Origin of the sequence: Nonomuraea sp. NPDC049269, assembly GCF_043197155.1 — a bacterium.
Classification (GTDB): domain Bacteria; phylum Actinomycetota; class Actinomycetes; order Streptosporangiales; family Streptosporangiaceae; genus Nonomuraea.
Genome location: NZ_JBICSO010000005.1, coordinates 275,916 through 294,924, shown reverse-complemented (window position 1 = coordinate 294,924; position 19,009 = coordinate 275,916). Strand labels below are relative to the sequence as shown.

General features: G+C 68.4%; 16 protein-coding genes. 6 read left to right on the top strand and 10 right to left on the bottom strand.

What is annotated here, in order from left to right:
- Positions 1–174 precede the first annotated feature (174 nt).
- The 8 genes from ACGFNP_RS28885 to ctaD all read right to left on the bottom strand — a co-directional run bounded on the left by ACGFNP_RS28885 (position 175) and on the right by ctaD (position 9,326).
- Complete coding sequence (locus ACGFNP_RS28885) at positions 175–1,113, bottom strand: diacylglycerol kinase family protein (protein WP_358312722.1); 939 nt, start codon at positions 1,111–1,113, stop codon at positions 175–177.
- A gap of 80 nt (positions 1,114–1,193) precedes the next feature.
- Positions 1,194–3,938, bottom strand: coding sequence for an immune inhibitor A domain-containing protein (locus ACGFNP_RS28880; protein ID WP_393324244.1), 2,745 nt, complete (start codon positions 3,936–3,938; stop codon positions 1,194–1,196).
- A 110-nt stretch (positions 3,939–4,048) separates the two neighbouring features.
- Complete coding sequence (gene frdD / locus ACGFNP_RS28875; RefSeq protein ID WP_358312728.1) at positions 4,049–4,390, bottom strand: fumarate reductase subunit FrdD; 342 nt, start codon at positions 4,388–4,390, stop codon at positions 4,049–4,051.
- The gene (locus ACGFNP_RS28870; RefSeq protein ID WP_358312731.1) at positions 4,387–4,770 is read right to left on the bottom strand and encodes a hypothetical protein; all 384 of its coding nucleotides are present in this window, start codon (positions 4,768–4,770) and stop codon (positions 4,387–4,389) included. The genes frdD and ACGFNP_RS28870 overlap by 4 nt, the downstream gene beginning before the upstream one ends.
- 25 nt (positions 4,771–4,795) lie before the next feature.
- Positions 4,796–5,557, bottom strand: coding sequence for a succinate dehydrogenase iron-sulfur subunit (sdhB, locus tag ACGFNP_RS28865; protein ID WP_393324239.1), 762 nt, complete (start codon positions 5,555–5,557; stop codon positions 4,796–4,798).
- On the bottom strand, positions 5,550–7,286 hold the full coding sequence (frdA, locus tag ACGFNP_RS28860; protein ID WP_358312737.1) for a fumarate reductase (quinol) flavoprotein subunit: 1,737 nt from the start codon (positions 7,284–7,286) through the stop codon (positions 5,550–5,552). The genes sdhB and frdA overlap by 8 nt, the downstream gene beginning before the upstream one ends.
- A 6-nt stretch (positions 7,287–7,292) precedes the next feature.
- Positions 7,293–7,526 carry a hypothetical protein gene (locus tag ACGFNP_RS28855; protein WP_358312740.1) on the bottom strand — a complete coding sequence of 78 codons (234 nt, stop codon included), beginning with the start codon at positions 7,524–7,526 and terminating at the stop codon, positions 7,293–7,295.
- Positions 7,527–7,625: 99 nt separating this feature from the next.
- Positions 7,626–9,326: a cytochrome c oxidase subunit I gene (ctaD, locus tag ACGFNP_RS28850; protein WP_393324236.1), complete on the bottom strand. Its 1,701-nt coding sequence runs from the start codon at positions 9,324–9,326 to the stop codon at positions 7,626–7,628.
- A gap of 210 nt (positions 9,327–9,536) precedes the next feature.
- On the opposite strand from ctaD, the gene ACGFNP_RS28845 reads away from it, so the two are divergent.
- Together ACGFNP_RS28845 and ACGFNP_RS28840 are read left to right on the top strand one after the other, a co-directional pair.
- A complete protein-coding gene (locus tag ACGFNP_RS28845; protein WP_393324233.1) occupies positions 9,537–10,364 on the top strand; it encodes a TIGR03619 family F420-dependent LLM class oxidoreductase in 828 nt (275 codons plus the stop codon).
- Between the two features lie 39 nt (positions 10,365–10,403).
- Entirely contained in the window at positions 10,404–11,024 is a 621-nt protein-coding gene (locus tag ACGFNP_RS28840) for a hypothetical protein (RefSeq protein ID WP_393324230.1), read from the top strand.
- Between the two features lie 242 nt (positions 11,025–11,266).
- Here the strand turns inward: ACGFNP_RS28840 and ACGFNP_RS28835 are convergent, their stop codons facing one another.
- Positions 11,267–12,217 carry a WD40 repeat domain-containing protein gene (locus ACGFNP_RS28835; RefSeq protein WP_393324227.1) on the bottom strand — a complete coding sequence of 317 codons (951 nt, stop codon included), beginning with the start codon at positions 12,215–12,217 and terminating at the stop codon, positions 11,267–11,269.
- 213 nt (positions 12,218–12,430) lie between these two features.
- On the opposite strand from ACGFNP_RS28835, the gene ACGFNP_RS28830 reads away from it, so the two are divergent.
- A complete protein-coding gene (locus ACGFNP_RS28830) occupies positions 12,431–13,636 on the top strand; it encodes an aminotransferase class I/II-fold pyridoxal phosphate-dependent enzyme (RefSeq protein WP_393324224.1) in 1,206 nt (401 codons plus the stop codon).
- A gap of 46 nt (positions 13,637–13,682) precedes the next feature.
- On the opposite strand, the gene ACGFNP_RS28825 is transcribed toward ACGFNP_RS28830, so the two are convergent.
- On the bottom strand, positions 13,683–14,264 hold the full coding sequence (locus ACGFNP_RS28825; RefSeq protein ID WP_358312759.1) for a hypothetical protein: 582 nt from the start codon (positions 14,262–14,264) through the stop codon (positions 13,683–13,685).
- Between the two features lie 52 nt (positions 14,265–14,316).
- Here ACGFNP_RS28825 and ACGFNP_RS28820 point away from each other — a divergent pair, with 52 nt between their 5' ends.
- The 3 genes from ACGFNP_RS28820 (at position 14,317) to ACGFNP_RS28810 (ending at position 18,992) form a co-directional block, all read left to right on the top strand.
- Complete coding sequence (locus ACGFNP_RS28820; protein WP_358312827.1) at positions 14,317–15,678, top strand: FAD-linked oxidase C-terminal domain-containing protein; 1,362 nt, start codon at positions 14,317–14,319, stop codon at positions 15,676–15,678.
- Between the two features lie 172 nt (positions 15,679–15,850).
- Positions 15,851–18,274, top strand: a complete 2,424-nt coding sequence (locus ACGFNP_RS28815) for a protein kinase (protein ID WP_393324220.1) — start codon at positions 15,851–15,853, stop codon at positions 18,272–18,274.
- Between the two features lie 85 nt (positions 18,275–18,359).
- On the top strand, positions 18,360–18,992 hold the full coding sequence (locus tag ACGFNP_RS28810; RefSeq protein ID WP_358312834.1) for a TetR/AcrR family transcriptional regulator: 633 nt from the start codon (positions 18,360–18,362) through the stop codon (positions 18,990–18,992).
- The last annotated feature ends 17 nt before the right edge of the window (positions 18,993–19,009 follow it).

The following is a 19,009-nucleotide window of genomic DNA, read 5'->3' as shown; positions in this document are numbered from 1 at the left end:
CGCTGGCCCATGTTTCCGCACTCCCCGCCGTACTTCGGCTGGGGTCCTTCTGGGAAACGAGAGCCGCGATGGGGCCTTCCGGGGAACGGGAGCCGCGATCGCTCGGGGCCTTCCGGGGGAGCTCGCGGTGCCGGTGAGGGAGCGGTAGGTGTGGAAAATGCGGCCGGCTGGGGGTCAGCGGTCGTCGAAGTCGCCGGGGACCATGACGCGTACGCCGTTCGGCACCACGCGGAGCTGGATCGGGGTGAGCAGGCGTACCTCTCCGTCGACGTCGGCCGCCATCGGCGGGTCGGTCTCCAGGAGCATCTCCCTGCCCATCACGAACGGCCCGCCCGCCAGGCTGCGCCAGCGGCCGGTGGTGGCGCGCACGAGCGTCTCGCCGAGCAGCCGCAGCTTCTTGCCCGAGCCGAGCTGGTAGGCGACCAGCATGCCGTTGTCGATGCTGACGTCCTTGGCCAGCTGCCAGCCGCCGTGGAAGCGGCCGTTGGCGATGTTGAGCTGGTGGGTGAACAGCTCGTGGCGCTTGCCGTCGACCGTGATGTAGGCGCGGAACGGCCGGTGGCCGGGCAGAACGCGGAGGGCGGTCAGCGGGTAGGCGGGGCGGCCGAGGATGCGCTTGAGCCACGGCTTGACCGTGCCCGCCACCTCGACGGACACGCCGAAGCTGGCCAGGTTGGCGAACGGCCGGTCACCGGCCATGCCGAGGTCGATGTCGGCCACCTTGCCGGTGGCGAACACCCCGATCGCCCCGGCCAGGTCGAGCGGGAGGCCGAGGCTGCGGGCGAAGTTGTTGGTGGTGCCGAGCGGCAGCACGCCGAGCGCCACGTCACGGTGGGCCACATGGCGGACGGCCGACGACAACGTGCCGTCGCCGCCGCCGACGATCAGCAGATCGGGCTGGGTTTCGAGGGCCTGGTCGAGCAGGCTGCGCAGCCGCTTGGGGTTGGAGACCGACAGCTCGGCCATCGGCTCGAAGCCGAGGGCGTGGATCTGGTCGATCACCTCGAAGTAGTGCCGGCGGCCCCGGCGTGAGCGAGTGTTGACCACCACCGCCACCCGGCGGTCCTGGAGGATCGCCTCCGTGTGCGCGGCCTTGGTACGCAGTTCGCTCATGGTCACCAATGTTAGGTGCAGAGGGCCCTACCTGTGGTCGATCAAATGGGGCCGCCGGGTGAACCGGCGGCCCCTTTTGTTCACTTCTTCGGCGGGATCACCTGGACGATGGCGCCCAGATTGCCGGGCAGCGGGGAGACCAGCTTGAACTGGACGCCGAGCGCCTTGCCCTCGTCGCCTGGATTACCGGAGCCGGCCACCTGGCCGCCACCCAGGTCCGTGCCGTAGAGCTCGGTGGCGGGGGTGCCGTCGAGGTTCACGACGCGGGTGCTGTAGGACTGGTCGCCCTTGGACGGCACGACCGTCGACGCGTCGAAGTCCCGGTAGAACAGGCTGCCGTTCTGCACCTCCAGACCTGGGTACCAGGTCTTGGCGTCGGTGAAGTTCGGCACGCCCTTCAGCGCCGGGATGTCCGTGCAGTACTCGCTGAACGGCTCGTCCGCCGCCTCCAGGCACTCCTTGAGCGGATAGGTCTTGCCGAAGGAGAACGCCGCGTTGGACGTCTGGGTACGGCCGTCGAGGTTCTTGTGCCTCGACGGGTCCTTCTGCGCGGCGGTGCCGGTGCGGCGCAGCGGGTCGAAGTGCGAGTCCACGATCAGCAGGCTGCCCTTCGAGCCGATGCTCGGCGGGAGGCTGAGGTTGTTCGCGATCGAGTTGTTGGTGAACGTCGAGTCGCGGTACCACACCAGCAGGCCGGGGGCGTTGTACTTGACCTTCTCCACCTTCCACGCCCCGTCACGGGAGTAGTTGGTGTCGTAGGCGTACTGCAGGCCCTTGTCGAAGCCGTCGAAGTTACGCCACTCGGCCAGGTAGAACCGGGACACCTCGCGCGAGCCGTTGTTGATCGTCCAGCCCTGGCCGCTCGTGTTGGTGAACGTGCCGCCGGTGGCCTTCCAGCCGTTGTCGCCGCCCTCGACGTCGTCGCTCCACACGGCGGCGCCGCCGTTGGTGAGCTGGAAGTCGTCGGCGTGCCAGCCGCGCGGGGTGAAGGCCGCGTCGGTGTTGTACGTGAGCCGCAGCTTGATCGTCTTACCGGCGAACGCGGTCAGGTTGACGTAGTCGTGCCGCCAGCCGTCGGTGTTGCCGGTGAGCCCGTACTTCTTGTCGCCGAACGTCTTGAGGTTCTTGTTCGGGTCCGGGTAGCCGTCGGGGGTCGTGACCTCGTTGCCGGCCTCGTCGTAGACCTTCTGCTGGGTCCAGGTCTCGCCGCCGTCGGTCGACACCTCGACGAAGCCGAAGTCCCAGTCCTGCTCGATCTCGTAGTTGTTCCATATCCAGAACCGCAGGTCGGTCCCGGCGGGCACCGCCACGTCACGGGCCAGGTGGACGTTGGCCCATTCCTGGTCCAGCCCGGTCCACCAGGCGTTGGCGCCGCTGTGCGGGTCGACCATCTTCAGGGGCGTGGAGGCCAGGTTCACCCGGACGCCGTCCTGGGTGAGCTTGGGCGTCCGCGACGACTGGCCGACCGTGACCAGCTTGGCGGCGTCGCCGGGCTCGAACACCTTCGGGTTCGCCCAGCCGAGCACCCATTTGTCCCACAGACCCATGTGGGTCGGCATGGACTGGAAGATCGGCCCGGAGTGCGAGCCACTCGACATCAGGTCCCAGAAGTCGACGGCGGAGCTGGCCGCGCCCGAGGTGTCGTACAGGTCGGGCAGGCCGAGGTCGTGGCCGTACTCGTGGGCGAAGACGCCGACGCCGGAGTCCTCCGGCTGCACGATGTAGTTGGAGATCTTCTTGTCGCTGCCGGGGATCTTGTAGCCGCCGGCCACGGCGCTGGAGTGCGCCCAGATCGCGTACGTGCCCTCGGCGCCGCCGCCGGACGACTTGTCCTTACCCCCGTGCACCAGGACCAAGTGGTCGATGACGCCGTCGGGCTCGCTGAAGTTGCCGTCGCCGTCGGCGTCGGAGACGTCTTCGACGTCGTAGTCGGCCCACGGGAAGTTCGGCTGGCTCTTGGCGAGCGCGTCCACCGTGTCGATGGCGAGCTGGCCCGCGCCGAGCGGGTTGTCCGGGTGGCCGGTCATGTCCTGGGGCGCGCCGCCGCAGGCCGCCGCTCCGTACCAGGCCTCGGAGTGCGGCGCCTTGATCCAGCCGACCGCGGAGCCGGTGACCGAGTAGGCGCCCTTGGACATCTCCTCGTACATCTTCTTCATCGTGAAGCCGGAGATGTCGATGCCGGCGCGGCCGTCGCGCGGGTCCTTCAGGTCGGGACGCACGCGCTCGGTGATGCCCTTGTCGGTGTAGAGCATCGTGTTGAAGTGCGAGGTGCTGAAGTCCTTGACCCAGAAGCTGTTGTTGTCCTTGTGCGGCAACGTCGCGGGGTTGGGGATGTTGTTGTGCAGCGGGCCGTTCTTGACCGTGCCCGCCGGCTCGACCACGCAGTCGCCGGGGGCGCTGTTGACCGTGCGCAGGCGGTTGTAGCCGGAGAAGTCGTCGTTGGCCTGCTCGTTGAACTCGACCAGGACGGTCAGCAGCTTGGCGACGCGGGTCTGCTTGGACTTCTTGAAGATGAAGTCGGCGGGGTTGCGCCCGGTCCTGATCGCCTCGTTCTCGCGGGCCGCGAGCACTCGGGCGGCGGCCGGGTTGCCGCTGACGAACTTCCGGTCGACCTTCTGCGCGGGGTTGAGCGAGCGGGCCTTCTGGTTGGGCAGGAGGGGCTCGTCGGGCGTCTCCTCGACGCTGGGCGGCGCGTAGTTGATGTAGAAGTCGGACGCGCCCGGCTCGTACCTGGCGGCGGAGGCAGGGGCGGCGGGACCGGTCAGAGCGGCGCTGAGAAGGGCGACCGCGGGGAATGCTGCTAACAGGCGCTTTCTGCTGGGCACTGATAACCCTCTCTGCCCGGGATCGCCGGGCGCATTGCCACAGGGTGCAATGCGCGAATTTAGAGGGTGAGTAAAGCCAACGTAAAGAGCCCTGTTGAAATGTGATGAAACTAGAACAAAAGCAATGCGCCGGTAACGCCGCCCACGATGGCCCCGCCATAGCAGAGCACCGCGATGAGCAAGTCGTACCTGGCGATGCCGAACAGCTCCTCACTGGTGAAGCGGATCCGGTGCGCCGCGTGGAACAGGCAGAGCACGATGACCACCAGCAGCGCCAGCCGTACCAGGACGCTGTCCAGGAGCGCGCGCAGGTGCCCGACGGTCGGCCAGTCGATCACGCCGAGCGGCATGAGCACGCCGAACAGCAGGACCAGCACGGGCAGCACCAGCGCGGCGGCCACTCCCCCGCCGCTGAAGAGCAGCCACAGGTACGGCTCGATCGTCCGCTTCACGGTGACCTCATGATGAAGTAGGCGATCAGGACGGACAGCGCCAGCCATGCCGAATGGTTACCGCCCTGGATCATCCAGGCGGGCACCCGCCAGCCGTCGAGCCGCACCACCGTGGCCTTCGGGGCGAGGTTCAGGAACGTGACGGCGTGGAAGGCGGTCGCGAGCAGGGCGACCACGTTGACGGCGATCATCCAGGGCTGCGCGGCCAGGGCGGTGAAGTCCTGGAAGGTGCCGCCCAGCAGCGCGCCGACCAGCAGGAGCAGGAAGACGATCGTCCACGCGACCAGCACGCTGGTCAGCTCGCGCAGCACGAAGAGGGTGTAGTTGCGGGTACGGGCGAACCAGAACGCGTCCCGCGGCGGGCGATACGTGCTCGTCATCGCTTCCTCCAGGGCGGTGGTCTCGTCATCGCTTGCTCCAGGGCAGCACCGAGCGCAGGGCCGCGGTCAGCTTGTAGCGCTGGATCGCCTCGGCCGGGTCCACGTGCTTGGGGCAGGCCCGCGTGCACTCCCCGACGAACGTGCAGCCCCAGACCGCGTCCTCCAGGTTGAGCACGTCGAACCGGTCGCCCATGTCCCGGGAGTCGAGGTTGTAGCGCTGGGCCAGCGCGATGGCGGCCGGGCCGAGGAAGTCGGGGTTGAGCACGTAGACCGGGCAGGCCGAGTAGCAGAGCATGCAGTTGATGCACATGCTGTACTGCTTGTAGGCGTCGAGCTGCTCGGGCGTCTGCGCGTACTCCGTGGTCAGCGGCAGTTCCTCGCCCTCCCTGATGAGCCACGGCCGCACCGACGACAGCTTGGCCAGGAAGTCGTCGATGTCCACGATCAGGTCCCTGATCACCGGGAAGCCCTTGAGCGGCTCGATCCTGATCGGGCCGTCGCCGTACTCGGTGAGGAAGGTCCCGCAGGTCAGCCGGGGCTCGCCGTTGACGGTCATGCCGCACGAGCCGCAGACGCCCATCCGGCACGACCAGCGGAACGACAGGCTGCCGTCGAGCCGGTCCTTGACGTAGTTCAGGCCGTCGAGCACGGCCCAGTCGGTCGTCAGCGGCACGTCGTAGCCCTGGAACACCGGCTCGCTGTCCTGCCCCGGCCGGTAGCGGGCGATCTCCAGCCGGATCGTGCGGGTGACCGCCGCCTGCCGTACGGACTCTTCGGTGTCAGTCACGTCCATAGACCCTTTCCCCCGGAGGCCAGCGGGTGATCGTCACGGGCAGCAGGCCGACCGACGGCGTGCCGTCGGGCGCGCGGTGCACCAGCGAGTGCGCGAGATAGGCCGAGTCGTCCCTGACGGAGAAGTCGGTGCGCTGGTGCGCGCCGCGCGACTCCTTCCGGTTGAGCGCGCAGGCGACGATGGCCTGCGCGACGTCGAGCATGGTGTGCAGTTCCTGCAGGTTGATCAGCTCGGTGTTGAACGTCGTGCTGGAGTCGTCGACGAGCGCATCTGCCGCACGTTCGCGCAGCTCGGCGAGGGTGTCGACGGCCGCGGCGAGTACACCGCCCGTACGGTAGATCCCGGCCGCGCCCTCCAGCGTGTGCTGCATCTCCTCGCGCAGGTCGGCGATCCGCTCGCCCTTGCCCGATCCGTCCCGCACGCGTTCCAGCCGCCGCCGCTCGTCATCACCCTGTGTACGTACGGCCTGGTGCTCGCTCTTCTCTTGATGCTCCTTCGCGAAGCTCGCGGCGGCCAGGCCCGCCCTCCGGCCGAAGACGAGGATCTCCGGGAGCGAGTTCGAGCCGAGCCGGTTGGCCCCGTTGATGCTGACGCACGCGGTCTCTCCGGCGGCGAACAGCCCGGTGATCGGCGTCGCGCCGTCGAGGTCGGTGTGGACGCCGCCCATCATGTAGTGCACGACCGGGCGGACCGGGATGAGGTCGGTGGCCGGGTCGAGGTTCTGGTAGCTCTTGCACAGCTCGCGGACGAACGGGATGCGGGCGTCGATCCTGCCCTCGCCCAGGTGGCGCAGGTCCAGGTACACGACCGGGCCGTACGGGGTGTCGACCGTGCGGCCCAGCTCCTGCTCGTGCACGAACGCCTGGGAGAGGCGGTCGCGCGGGCCGAGCTCCATGCTGCGGAGCTTGGGCGTCGGGGTGGGCTTGCCCAGGTCGTAGTCCTGGAGGTAGCGGTAGCCGTCCTTGTTGATCAGCCAGCCGCCCTCCGCCCTGGCCGCCTCGGTGATGAGGATGCCGGTGAACGGCAGGCCGGTCGGGTGGTACTGGACGAACTCCATGTCCTTCAGCGGCGCGCCCGCCCGGTAGGCCAGGGCCATGCCGTCGCCGGTCTTGATCGCCGCGTTCGTGGTGAAGGGGAAGACCCGGCCGCAGCCGCCGGTGGCCAGGATGACGGTCCTGGCGGCGATGGTCTCGATGCGGCCGGTCCTGAGCTCGACGGCCACGACGCCGTGGACGCGGCCGTCGTCGACGATGAGCTTGGTGACGTACCACTCGTCGTACCGCACGATGTCCTGATATTTCAGTGTTGTTTGGAACAAGGTGTGGAGAAGGTGGAAACCGGTCTTGTCGGCCGCGTACCAGGTGCGCATCCGCTTCATGCCGCCGAACGGACGGACGGCCACCCGGCCGTCGTCCTCGCGGCTCCACGGGCAGCCCCAGTGCTCCAGCTGGATCAGCTCGCGGGGCGCCTCCTGGACGAACGCCTCGACCGCGTCCTGGTCGCAGAGCCAGTCGCCGCCGGAGATCGTGTCGTAGCAGTGCTCGTCGAGCGTGTCGCCGACGCCGATCACCGCGGCGGCGCCGCCTTCGGCGGAGACCGTGTGGCTGCGCATCGGGTAGACCTTCGACACGACCGCCACCGTGAGCTCGGGGTCCGTCTCGGCGACCGCGATGGCCGCGCGCAGACCCGCTCCGCCTCCTCCGACGATGAGCACGTCGATCATGTGCGATCAGCTCCCGTGGTCGGGTTGTATCGGGTCCTTCACCCGCTTGCCGTCATGGCGGATGGCGGAGAGATGGATGCTGCCGTCGTGGTACTCGTGGCGGATCCTGCGGCAACCGCAGTCGAAGAGCTGGTCGCGGATCACCAGGCCGTAACCGTCGTCGTCGATGAGGCGCTCACCGGCGGACTTCTTGCCGCAGGGGGCCGTCTCAGGGGTGAAGGGCGTCTTCGTGCCTGTCATCGCCGATCTCCTTAGATGGGCGAAACGTCATCTCCACACAAGCACCACGACCTGCTTCGGAGAAGGCCCGGCTTTGCCGGCCTTGGTGGCAGGTACCGGTCAGCCGGGCTTCTCCTCGGTTTCCTGGTCTTCGAGTTCCTCCTCGGGCTTCTCTTCGAGTTCTTCCGCAGGCAGGTGGGGATAGTGCAGATCGAACGCGGGCCGTTCCGACCGGATGGGCGGCAGGAAGGTGAAGTTGTGCCGGGGCGGCGGGCAGGAAGTCGCCCACTCCAGCGAGTTGCAGAAGCCCCACGGGTCGTCGAGCGTCACCTTGGGCGCCCGCCTGGCCGTCTTCCAGACGTTGTAGAGGAACGGCAGCGTGGAGGCGCCGAGCAGGAACGCCCCGACGGACGAGATCTCGTTCAGCCCCGTGAAGCCGTCGGCCACGCTGTAGTCGGCGTACCGCCTGGGCATGCCGATCGCCCCCAGCCAGTGCTGGATCAGGAACGTGGTGTGGAACCCGATGAACAGCGTCCAGAAATGCACCTTCCCCAGCCGGTCGTCGAGCATCCGCCCGGTCATCTTCGGCCACCAGAAGTAGAACCCGGAGAACATGGCGAACACCACGGTCCCGAACACCACGTAGTGGAAGTGGGCGACGACGAAATACGTGTCGCTGATGTGGAAGTCGAGCGGCGGCGACGCCAGGATGACCCCGGTCAGGCCACCCAGCAGGAACGTCACGAGAAACCCGATCGCGAACAGCATCGGCGTCTCGAAGCTGAGATGGCCCCGCCACATCGTGCCGATCCAGTTGAAGAACTTCACCCCGGTCGGCACCGCGATGAGGAACGTCATGAACGAGAAGAACGGCAGCAGCACCTGACCCGTGGGGAACATGTGGTGCGCCCACACGGTCATCGACAGTCCGGCGATCGCGATCGTCGCCCCGACCAGCCCTCCGTACCCGAAAATCGGTTTGCGGCTGAACACCGGGATCACCTCGGTGATGATCCCGAAGAACGGCAGCGCGATGATGTACACCTCGGGATGCCCGAAGAACCAGAACAGGTGCTGCCAGATCAACGCCCCGCCGTTGGCGGCGTCGAAGACGTGCGTGCCGAACTTGCGATCCGATTCGAGCACGAGCAGCGCGGCGGCCAGCACGGGGAACGCCATGAGCACGAGCATGCTGGTCAGCAGCGTGTTCCAGGTGAACAGCGGCATCCGGAACATCGTCATGCCGGGCGCGCGCAGCCCGATGATCGTGGTGATGAAGTTGACGGAGCCGAGAATGGTCCCGAGCCCCGACAGCGCGAGCCCCATGATCCACAGATCGCCGCCCATGTGCGGCGTATAGGTGGCGGTGGACAACGGCGTATAGGCGAACCACCCGAACTCGGCGGCCCCACCCGGCGTGATGAATCCGGCCAGCACGATCAGCCCGCCGAACAGGAACATCCAGTACGCGACCGCATTCAGCCGGGGAAACGCGACGTCAGGCGCGCCGATCTGCAAGGGCATCACCACATTGGCGAATCCCGCGAACAGCGGCGTGGCGAACAACAACAGCATGATCGTGCCGTGCATGGTGAACAGCTGGTTGTAGAGCTGCTGGCTCACGACTTGCATCCCCGGCTGCGCCAATTCAGCCCTGATCACCATGGCCATGACACCCGCGACGAGGAAGAACACGAACGAGGTGATCAGATAGAGATACCCGATGACTTTGTGGTCGGTCGTCGACAGCCAGGACACGATGACGGTCCCGATGCGCCGGCGCCTGACCTGCTCGATCGAGGTCTCGCGAACAGTCGTCACGAGTGCTCCCTCCTATGCGGAGTGTGGCCTGCCCCCGATCCTCCAATTCCACGCCAACGATTGCCATACGGGAAGCAATTCTTCAACATTCGTCGCACACGTCTTTGCCTGGCGCGCCTTTTCCGGTCCGTACGGCATGCATGTCACGCATGGAACCCATGCGAGATCGTCTGTGGTGGATCGACCCCCACTCCCCTAGCCTTTCGCAATATGTCCCCCTCTATCGGCCTGCACATGCCGAATGGCTTCGCCGCCGCCGACCGCCAGGGTGCCGCCCGCGTGGCGAAGCTGGCCGAAAGCCTCGGCTACGAGTCGTTGTGGACCGCCGACCACGTCGTCCTGCCCAGCCCCCGCGTGGACGGGTCCCCTCTGGAGCCGGACGCGCCACTCCTGGACGCCGTGGTCTCGCTGGCCTTCCTGGCCGCCCACACCGAGCGCATCCTGCTGGCCACCGGCATCATCGTCCTCCCCCAGCGCGACCCGCTGGTCCTCGCCAAGCAGCTCGCCAGCGTGGACGTCCTCAGCGGCGGACGGCTGATCTTCGGCGTGGGCGCGGGCTACCTGGAGCCCGAACTGCGCGCCCTGGGCGTCCCCATGCCCGACCGGGGCTCCCGCGTCGAGGAGCACCTGGCGGCCATCCGCTCCCTCTGGCAGGACGACAAGCCCGCCTTCGACGGCCGGCACGTCTCCTTCAAGGACGTGGACGCCCACCCGCGCCCCCTCCAGCGCCCGGTCCCCGTCGTCATCGGCGGCCACACCCCGGCCGCCCACCGCCGCGCCGCCGCACTGGCCGACGGCTGGTACGGCTGGATGCTGGGCCTGCGCGGCACGGCCGCCCAGTTGGAGTCACTCAGGGCCGTGTCGACCAGACCCCTGCACATCTCGGTGACCCCGGCCCGCCGCCTCGACGCCGCCACCGTCCAGGCGTACGCCGACCTGGGCGTGGACCGGCTCATCGTGGCCACTCCTCCGGGCCTGTCCTTAGCAGAGCTGGAAACCTTCGTCCAGCAAAACGCCCCAGCCGAATTCCTCACTTAAGTCCCGAACCTTTCCCCGCTCGCCGGCATCCAACTCCGCATGAACGCAAAGAAGATCACCCTGTTGACCGGCGGCGCACTGATTACGGCCCTGCTGTTTCCGCCGGCGGCGGCACTGGCCGCGCCGTCGATCCCGAAGAACTTCCTCCTGTACGAAAAGGAGGCCCGTAAGGACACCAAGCATGAGCACTGGCTCCTCAACGAGGGCAGCAATCTGATCGAGGTGGAAAACATCCAGTGCTCGAACGCCAAGCTGAAGAAGGACTGGATCGCCCGCCGCGACCTCACCTATGACCCGCGAATGGACGGTGACGAGAAGCGCAGCACCGAACGCGGCGAGCAGGTCTTCCTCTTCGCGAAGGCTGCCGCCGCCGAGAAACTGCTGACCGAGTTCCGCACCCGCCTGACCAAGTGCGGCAATCTGGTCAAGGTAATCGACCCGAAAATCGGTGACGACTCGGTGGGCGCCTCAAGGGCCACCAAGAAGACGAAGTCCAATCCCGTACCCCAGACCCAGCAGTTCGTCGCGGTACGCAAGGGTGCGGCTGTGGCTATTTATTGGGACCTGCACAACGACGCCCCGGCTATCAGAACCCTGACCAAGCACCAGGCGGACGCCACGAAGATGGCCGCCAAGCTCTGCAGCATCGGCGGCTGCTGACTCAACGACCACCTGGCGTCGCCACGAGGTCGTAAGGTGGGCGGGCGTCAATCACCGCCCTCCACAGGCCTTCGAGCGGACCGCCCTGATCACGCATAAAGAGTTGCTTTCTCATCTCGGGCAGCTTCATCCGGTAGCGGTTCGATCAACTCCGAGCCGCTGCCGCTGCTGTGCCCAGGGCGCAGGACTGCTCTCGGTCCGTCACCTGGGCGTGAGCACTCGAGCAGATCCGCATGGGTCCTCTACCGCGCTATGGCTTGTAGGTCCCAGATATTGATTCGGCCGTCCCGGCCCGCGCTCAAAGCGACGTGGTGCCCATTGAGGATGGCGGTCTGGACCGTTTCAACGCTTCCCCCGTGGCCGATCAGAGTATCGCCGAGCTGCGTGCCGGTCGCCAGATCCCAGAGACGCACTGTCGCGTCGTCGCCCCCGCTCACTGCCAGGACACGCTCGTCGATCACGGCCGTGTCCACAGCGAGGACGGCGTCCTCATGGCCGGTCAGCGGGTCATGGATGGGATCGTCCCCGTGCTCGTCGGCCAGACTCCACACGTGGATCTCGTCCTCGATCCCCGCCACCAGGAGCGGGTCACCAGCCAGCTTCGTCAACGAGACGGCCAGTACGCGTTTCTCGTCGGTGTCGAACGTCCGCACTTCCCCACCCGCCGGCAGATCCCACACCGCCGCCCCTTCGTCCATCCCACCCGCCGCCGCCAGCGAGAAGCCAAGGCCGTGTGAGGCAGTGAGGCAGGCGATGCGACCGACCTCGTTGAGCAGTTCCACGGGCGCCTCCGCGGACGGCCCCCATACCAGGATCTCTTCCGCGTACTGCGTGGCGCTCACGAACAGCGGCGACCCTTCGCCTCGTACCTCGGTGATGGCCGCAAGATAGGGGTCATCGAAACGTGCGCCCCGGATCAGTTCGCCGCTCTCCAAGTCCCAGAAGGCGACGCCCTGTTCGTCGCCTCCCGCCGCCAGAACCACGCGGCCGCCGGACATGACCGCGGCTACCGAATGAATGTCGTTCGCAGCATCGGGATACTGGGCGGCCAGCGGGTCCCCACCGCAGGCGAAGGCCAGCGGCCGCTCCTGCCACACATCTCGCAGGGGATCCCAGGTCCACACTCCTCCGTAATTGGAGTCGGCGCAGACCACGAGCGGCCCAGCCGCGGTCTCGACCAACGTGAAGTTCATGATCCGGGACGAGGAGGGCACTTCGCTGCTCAACATCGCTGATCGCGCACGCATGCCGCGAACCTATAGTCCAAGATCCTCTCCTGCCGGCGTTCCCCCAAATAACGGACGTCCTTTCTGCGCCGCCGGGCATCCATATCGCGGACCGATTCCTGCTCAGGGCCGTACGTCTTCTATCCTTCGTATCCGACCCGATCGGAGGAGCAGATACCAGTGAACGCTCAGCGCGACTACGCCGACCTCGTCCAGCGTGGCCTTTCGCTCGACCTGACCCGGGGGAAGCCGTCGCCGCGACAGCTGGATCTCGCCAATGACCTGCTCAAACTGCCGACGTCCTACAAGGCGGCGGACGGCACCGACGGGCGTAACTACGGCAACCTGCAGGGGCTGGCGGAGCTGCGGGAGCTGTTCGCGCCGCTGCTGCAGGTGCCCGCCGATCAGCTGGTCGTGGGTGGCAACTCGAGTCTGGCTGTGATGCACGACACGATCGTGCACGCGCTGCTCACCAAGGTCCCGGGGGCCGAGCGGCGGTGGGTGGAGGAGCCGGAGATCACGTTCCTGTGCCCGGTGCCGGGATATGACCGGCATTTCACGATCTGTGAGCGGTTCGGGATCAAGATGGTGCCCGTGCCGATGAACGGCGAAGGACCCGACATGGACGTCGTCGAGCGCCTGGTCGCCGAGGACGCGAGTGTCAAGGGCATCTGGTGTGTGCCGAAGTACAGCAACCCGTCCGGTGTCACCTACAGCGACGAGACCGTCCGGCGGCTGGCCGCCATGTCCGCTGCGGCGCCTGATTTCAGGATTTTCTGGGACAACGCCTATGCGGTCCACCACCTCACCGACACGCAGGCCGAGCTCGCCGACCTCCTGTCCCTGTGCGCTGAGCACGGCAACACCGACCGGACCTTCGTGTTCGGCTCCACGTCCAAGGTCACGATGGCGGGCAGCGGGGTGTCGTTCTTCGGCTCCTCGCCGGCGAACGTCAAGTGGTTCCTGGCCAACACCGCCAAGCAGTCCATCGGGCCCGACAAGCTCAACCAGCTGCGGCACGTCGAGTTCCTGCGCGACGCCGAGGGTGTGGCCGCGCACATGCGCAAGCACGCCGAGCTGGTGTGGCCCAAGTTCGAGCTCGTCGACCGGGTGCTGGCCAAGGAGCTGGGCGACCTCGGCACCTGGACGAGCCCGCAGGGCGGCTACTTCATCAGCCTTGAGGTGTCGCATGCCGGCGAGGTGGTGGCCAGGGCCAAGGCGGCCGGGATCGCGCTGACCCCGGCGGGCGCCACCCACCCCTACGGCCAGGACCCCGACGACCGGACGATCCGGATCGCCCCCACCTATCCCGACCTGGACGAGCTGGAGCAGGCCATCACCGGCCTGGCCGTCTGCGTCCGCGCCGTGGCCGAAGAGCGCGCCTGACACCCATCCAGTGACTTCCGGTACGGCCCACCTGCCGTACCGGAAGTCACTGCGAGGCGGTCCGGCTCTGGCGGAAGCCGAAGATGTACTCACGGGTCTCGCTGGGGTGGAACGACACCCCGACCCCCGGCTCGTAGGCCACGTTGTCCCGCGCGCAGTAACGCAGGCTCTCCCACACCGCGAGCGCCTGGACCCGGGCCGGGGCCTCGGCCAGGTCGCGCTTGCGCGCCCCGTACGACCCCAGCACGAACAGCAGCCCGAACCCCCAGAACAACCCCGTCAGGCAGAACGGCGCGAGGAGCACCTCGGTCCAGTTCGCGTCCTTGCCCATCGCGATCACCAGCGCGACCACGAGGTGGACCAGGGCGGCGACGCCGAGCAGGATGTACCCCTGGTTCCTGGTCCACGCCGTGAAGTGGCGGCTGGGGAACGACAGCCAGACCGCCAGCTGCGTACGGCTCATGAGATGTTTCGAGGCGCCGAGCGAGGCCGCCATCGGCAGGTCCACGATGTCGCGCGTGCCGGCCATCCGGACGCGGCCGATCCGGTAGGTGGTGCCCGCCGCCACCACTCCAGGGACCGCGGAGACCTGGTCAGATTGGCTGCATACCGGGCACATCACTTCCACCTGGGCAGTCTGGCCTTTAGCCGCGGTAGGCGCAAACCGTAAGGTTTCCCATGTGAGACCTCTTGATGCCTTGGTGGACGCCCTGCCTGAGGGCCGTGTCCTGACCGACTCCGACGTGATCGACTCCTACGCCCGCGACCGGACGTTCCTCGAACCCGGTAAGCCGCTGGCCGCGGTGCTCGCCACCTCGCGTGACGACGTGGTCACGACGCTCAGGTGGGCGACCGAGCACCGGGTCCCTGTGGTGCCGCGCGGCGGCGGTACGGGACTGGCGGGCGCCGCCACCGCCGGCGATGGGTCGGTGATCCTCTCGCTGGCCAGGATGACGGCGATCAGGGAGCTCTCCCCCGCCGACGAGATCGCCGTGGTCGAGCCCGGCGTGATCACCGCCGACCTCGACCGGGCGGCCAGGGAGCACGGGCTGATGTACGCGCCCGACCCGTCGTCGTACGAGATCTCCACGATCGGCGGCAACCTGGCGACCAACGCCGGCGGGCTGCGCTGCGTGAAGTACGGCGTCACCCGCGACTCCGCGCTCGGCCTGGAGGTGGTGCTGGCCGACGGCCGGATACTCCAGACGGGCCGCCGCACGATGAAGGGCGTCACCGGGTACGACCTGACCGGGCTGTTCGTCGGCTCGGAAGGCACGCTCGGCGTGATCACCGCGGCGACGGTACGGCTGCGCAGGGCGCCCGCGGCGCCGCCGGCCACGTTCGCGGCGGAGTTCGGCTCGCTGCGTGAGGCGGGTGCGGCCGTGTCGGCGATCATGGCCGCCGGATGCCAGCCGTCGCTGATGGAGCTGCTCGACCGGGCGACACTGGAGGCGATCGACGACTGGCGCAACATCGGCCTGGAGCCGGGGACGATGGCCATGCTGATCGGCCAGTCCGACGCGTCGGACAGCGAGGCCGTCGTCAAGCGCATGGAGCAGCTGTGCGTCGACAACGGCTCGTCGTTCGTGGCGGTCTCCTCCAGCCCGCAGGAGACCGAGGAGCTGATCGGGCTGCGCAGGATGGCCTACGACGCCAAGGAGCGCCTCGGCGCGTGCCTGGTGGAGGATGTCTGCGTGCCGCGTTCGGTGCTGCCCGACATGATCATGGCGATCGAGGCGGCCGCCGTACGGCATGGTGTGAGGATCGCCACAGTCGCGCACGCGGGTGACGGGAACCTGCACCCGGTCTTCATCTTCGAGCACGGTACGGTCGAGCCGCCGCCCGAGGTGTGGGCCGCGGCGGACGACGTTTTCAAGCACGCTCTGCAGCTCGGCGGCACGCTGACCGGCGAACACGGGGTCGGCCTGCTCAAGCGGCGCTGGCTCGCGCTGGAGACCGGACCGGTGGCCCAGGAGATGCAGCAGGGCATCAAGGCGGTGTTCGATCCGCTCGGCCTGCTCAACCCGGGCAAAGCGATCTGAGTTCACCAAGCCGTGACCTAGCAGGGTCAATGTGGACACGACCTGCCCGAAAACACTGACATGTCGCGTCAAAAGGGGAAACATCTGACAGGTCTGGGCAACGCCCCAAGGGTCACGCTGGTAGCTTTTGCCCCATCTATCGTTTTGTTATGCGAGGTCTTGGGGGTACAGCGTGAATCAGCACCAGCCGTTGGCGGCGGACGACCCGCGGCGGCTGGGGGCCTATGACCTCGTCGCCCGGCTTGGTGAGGGCGGCCAGGGAATCGTGTACCTCGGCCAAAGTGACACCGGCGAGCAGGTGGCGGTCAAACTGCTGCACAACGCGCTGGTGGCCGACGCCGAGGCCAGGACCAGGTTCCTGCGCGAGGTTTCGGTCGCGCAGCGGGTGGCCAGGTTCTGCACGGCTCCGGTGCTGCACGCCGACCTTGAGGGCAGCCGGCCGTACATCGTGAGCGAGTACGTGCCGGGGCCGTCCCTGCGGGAGATGGTCATCAACGAGGGCCCGCGCCGGGGAGCGGCGCTGGAGCGGCTCGCGATCAGTACGGCGACCGCGCTGGCGGCCATCCACCGGGCCGGCATCCTGCACCGCGACTTCAAGCCCGCGAACGTCCTCATGGGGCCCGAGGGTCCCGTCGTGATCGACTTCGGCATCGCCAGGGCGCTGGACTCCCCTGGGGCGACGGCGACGGGCATGGCCATGGGGACGCCGTCGTACCTGGCGCCCGAGCAGCTCAGCGGAGCCGCTGTGTCCGAGGCGGCGGACGTGTTCGCCTGGGGCGTCACGATGGTGTTCGCGGCGACGGGCAAGCCCGCCTTCGGCGCCGACTCGATTCCCGTGGTGATGAACCGGATCCTGAACGAGGAGCCGGAGCTGGGCGCGATGGAGGGTGCGCTGGGCGAGCTGGTGGCGGCGTGCCTGTCCAAGGACCCGTCGCAGCGGCCCAGCGCGGACGAGCTGATCGTGCGCCTGACGGGGCAGCCGGCGCCTCCGGCGGCCGTGGACCCGTTGACCACGGGTGCCCGGATGAGCGCCGTCGCGGGCGCCCAGGCGGGTACGGGGCCGCAGCCGGGAGCCAACCCGCAGGACTCCTACCCCGGCCCCTGGATGCAGCCCAGCTCCGCCTCCCAGCCCGTTCAGACGGGTCAGATCGGCCATTTCGGCCATCCCGGCGCGACGAAGAGCGGCGCCCCGGCCCCCATGGCGGCGGCAGGCGGCCCGTCGGCGACCGGCCCAGCCGCCGCACCTGGAACGCCGCACGGCACCGGCCCGACCGGCCCTGGGATGCCCGGCGGCGGCCAGGGCATGCCCGCCGGTTCGGCTGGGATGCCCGGCAACCCGCCGAGCGGTCAGAGCGGGCCACACGGCAACATGCCGGGCGGCCAGGGCGGGCCGTACGGTAATGCGCCGAGCGGCCAGCACGGGTCTGCGCCGAGCGGTCAGAGTGGGCCGCACGGCAGCGCTCCGGGCGGACAGTACGGAAATGCGCCGGGCGGCCCGCAGGGCAGCGGGCCGAGCGGCCAGGGCCTGCCTGCCGGAGGTCAGGGAGCGGCCGGCGGTCCGACGATGCGGCAAGGCTCCATGCCCCAGGGAGCGGGCGCTCCGGGGCAGCCCATAGGCGGCATGCCGACGCAGGGCGGCGCTCCGGGGTTCGGCGCGGGCGGCCCGGCATACGGCCCCGGCGGTCGCGGGCCAAACGCGGGTGGTCCAGGCGGTCCGGGGCAGGGGCCGCAGGCGGCTGACGCCGGTTCGGCGAAGCAGCGCCGTACCCTGACCTTCGCCCTGACCGGCGCGGCCGCGGCGGCCCTGCTGGTCGTGGGTGGCGCGGTCGTGGTGCAGGCCAACAGCAACCCCGCGCAAAAGGTCATCAACGTGGAAGCCGCCTCCGAAGCCACCCCCACCGACGGCTCAGGCGCCGGCCAGCCGGTCGAGCCGCCCCTGACGGAGGACAGCCCGGTCGTCTCCCAGCCGGTCCCGACCCTGGAAGAGCCGGAGCCCACGAAGACCAAGACCAAGGAGCAGGTGATCCAGGACCCGAGCAACCAGGTCCCGGTCACCGTCCCCACGGTCCCGCAGACGTCGAGGCCCACGACCCACAAGCCGGAGCCGAAGCCCACGACCAAGCCCACCAAGGCCAAGCCCACCGACATGGTGGACCCGGACCCCGATCCCACGACCAAGCCCACCGAGGGTCCGACCGAGAGCCTCCCCCAGCCGACCGCCACCAAGACGAAGACCACCCCCAAGCCGACGGTGAAGCCGACCGTCCAGCCCAAGCCGAACCCCTACAGCGCGGCGTCGGTGTGCGGCGCCGGCTACAAGGTGATCGACAGCCACGCGCTGGGCGGAAACGCGACGATCTACCTGCTGTACGGCAACGGCAAGAACTGCGTGGTGACGATGTCCAAGCTGGTGTATCCCGGCAAGGTCTCGATGAACGCCACGCTCCAGGTCCAGAACGGTGGCAGCGGCGGCAACCCGGGCAAGTTCACCGCCTACGCGGGCCCGGTCAGGGTCGCGGCCGTCAAGAAGTGCGTGATCTGGGGCGGATCCTGGGGAACCGCGTCCTGGAAGTCCGGCTGGAGCCACTGCACCTGACATAGCCGAATCAAGCCCTCCACGACGGAAAGGATCGTCGTGGAGGGCTTTTCGCGTGCCAAGGCGGCGGGTTACGCTAGTTGACGTGATCGTCAAGTCCGAGCTCACCGCGCGAGGCCGGCGTACGAGGGACGCGCTCGTGCGGGCGGGCCGGGACGCGTTCGACGAGCACGGCTACGAATCCGTGCGCATCGACGACGTCTGCGCGCGGGCCGGGGTCTCGCACGGCACGTTCTACACCTACTTCGACTCCAAGGAAGCGCTGTTCGGCGAGGTGGCGGCGGCGGTGGTCGGGGAGATGTTCACGGCCAGCGTCGTGGGTCCCGGCGTGCCCGGCGACCCGTACGCGCGGATCGAGGCGGCCAACCGGCTCTACCTGCGTGCCTGGGCGGCCAACTCGCGGCTGGTCCGGATGCTCGAACAGGCCGCCACGGCCGAGGAGAGCCTGCGCGGGCTGCTTCTGGAACTGCGCGAGGTGTTCGTACGGCGCGGCGCCGAGGGGCTCAGGCGGCTGCAGGAGCAGGGTCTGGCCGACCCTGCGCTCGATCCCCGGCTGACGGCCGTCATGCTGGGCGGGATGGTGGAGCACTTCGCCCACGTCTGGCTTGACCTGGGCGAACGCGCGGACGAGCGGACGGCCGTGGAGCTGCTCACCAAGCTCTGGGCCAGGGCCATCGGGTTGACGTCGGCGTCAGGTTGGCAACAGGAGGGCGTGTGATCCGGAGCAGGCTCGAT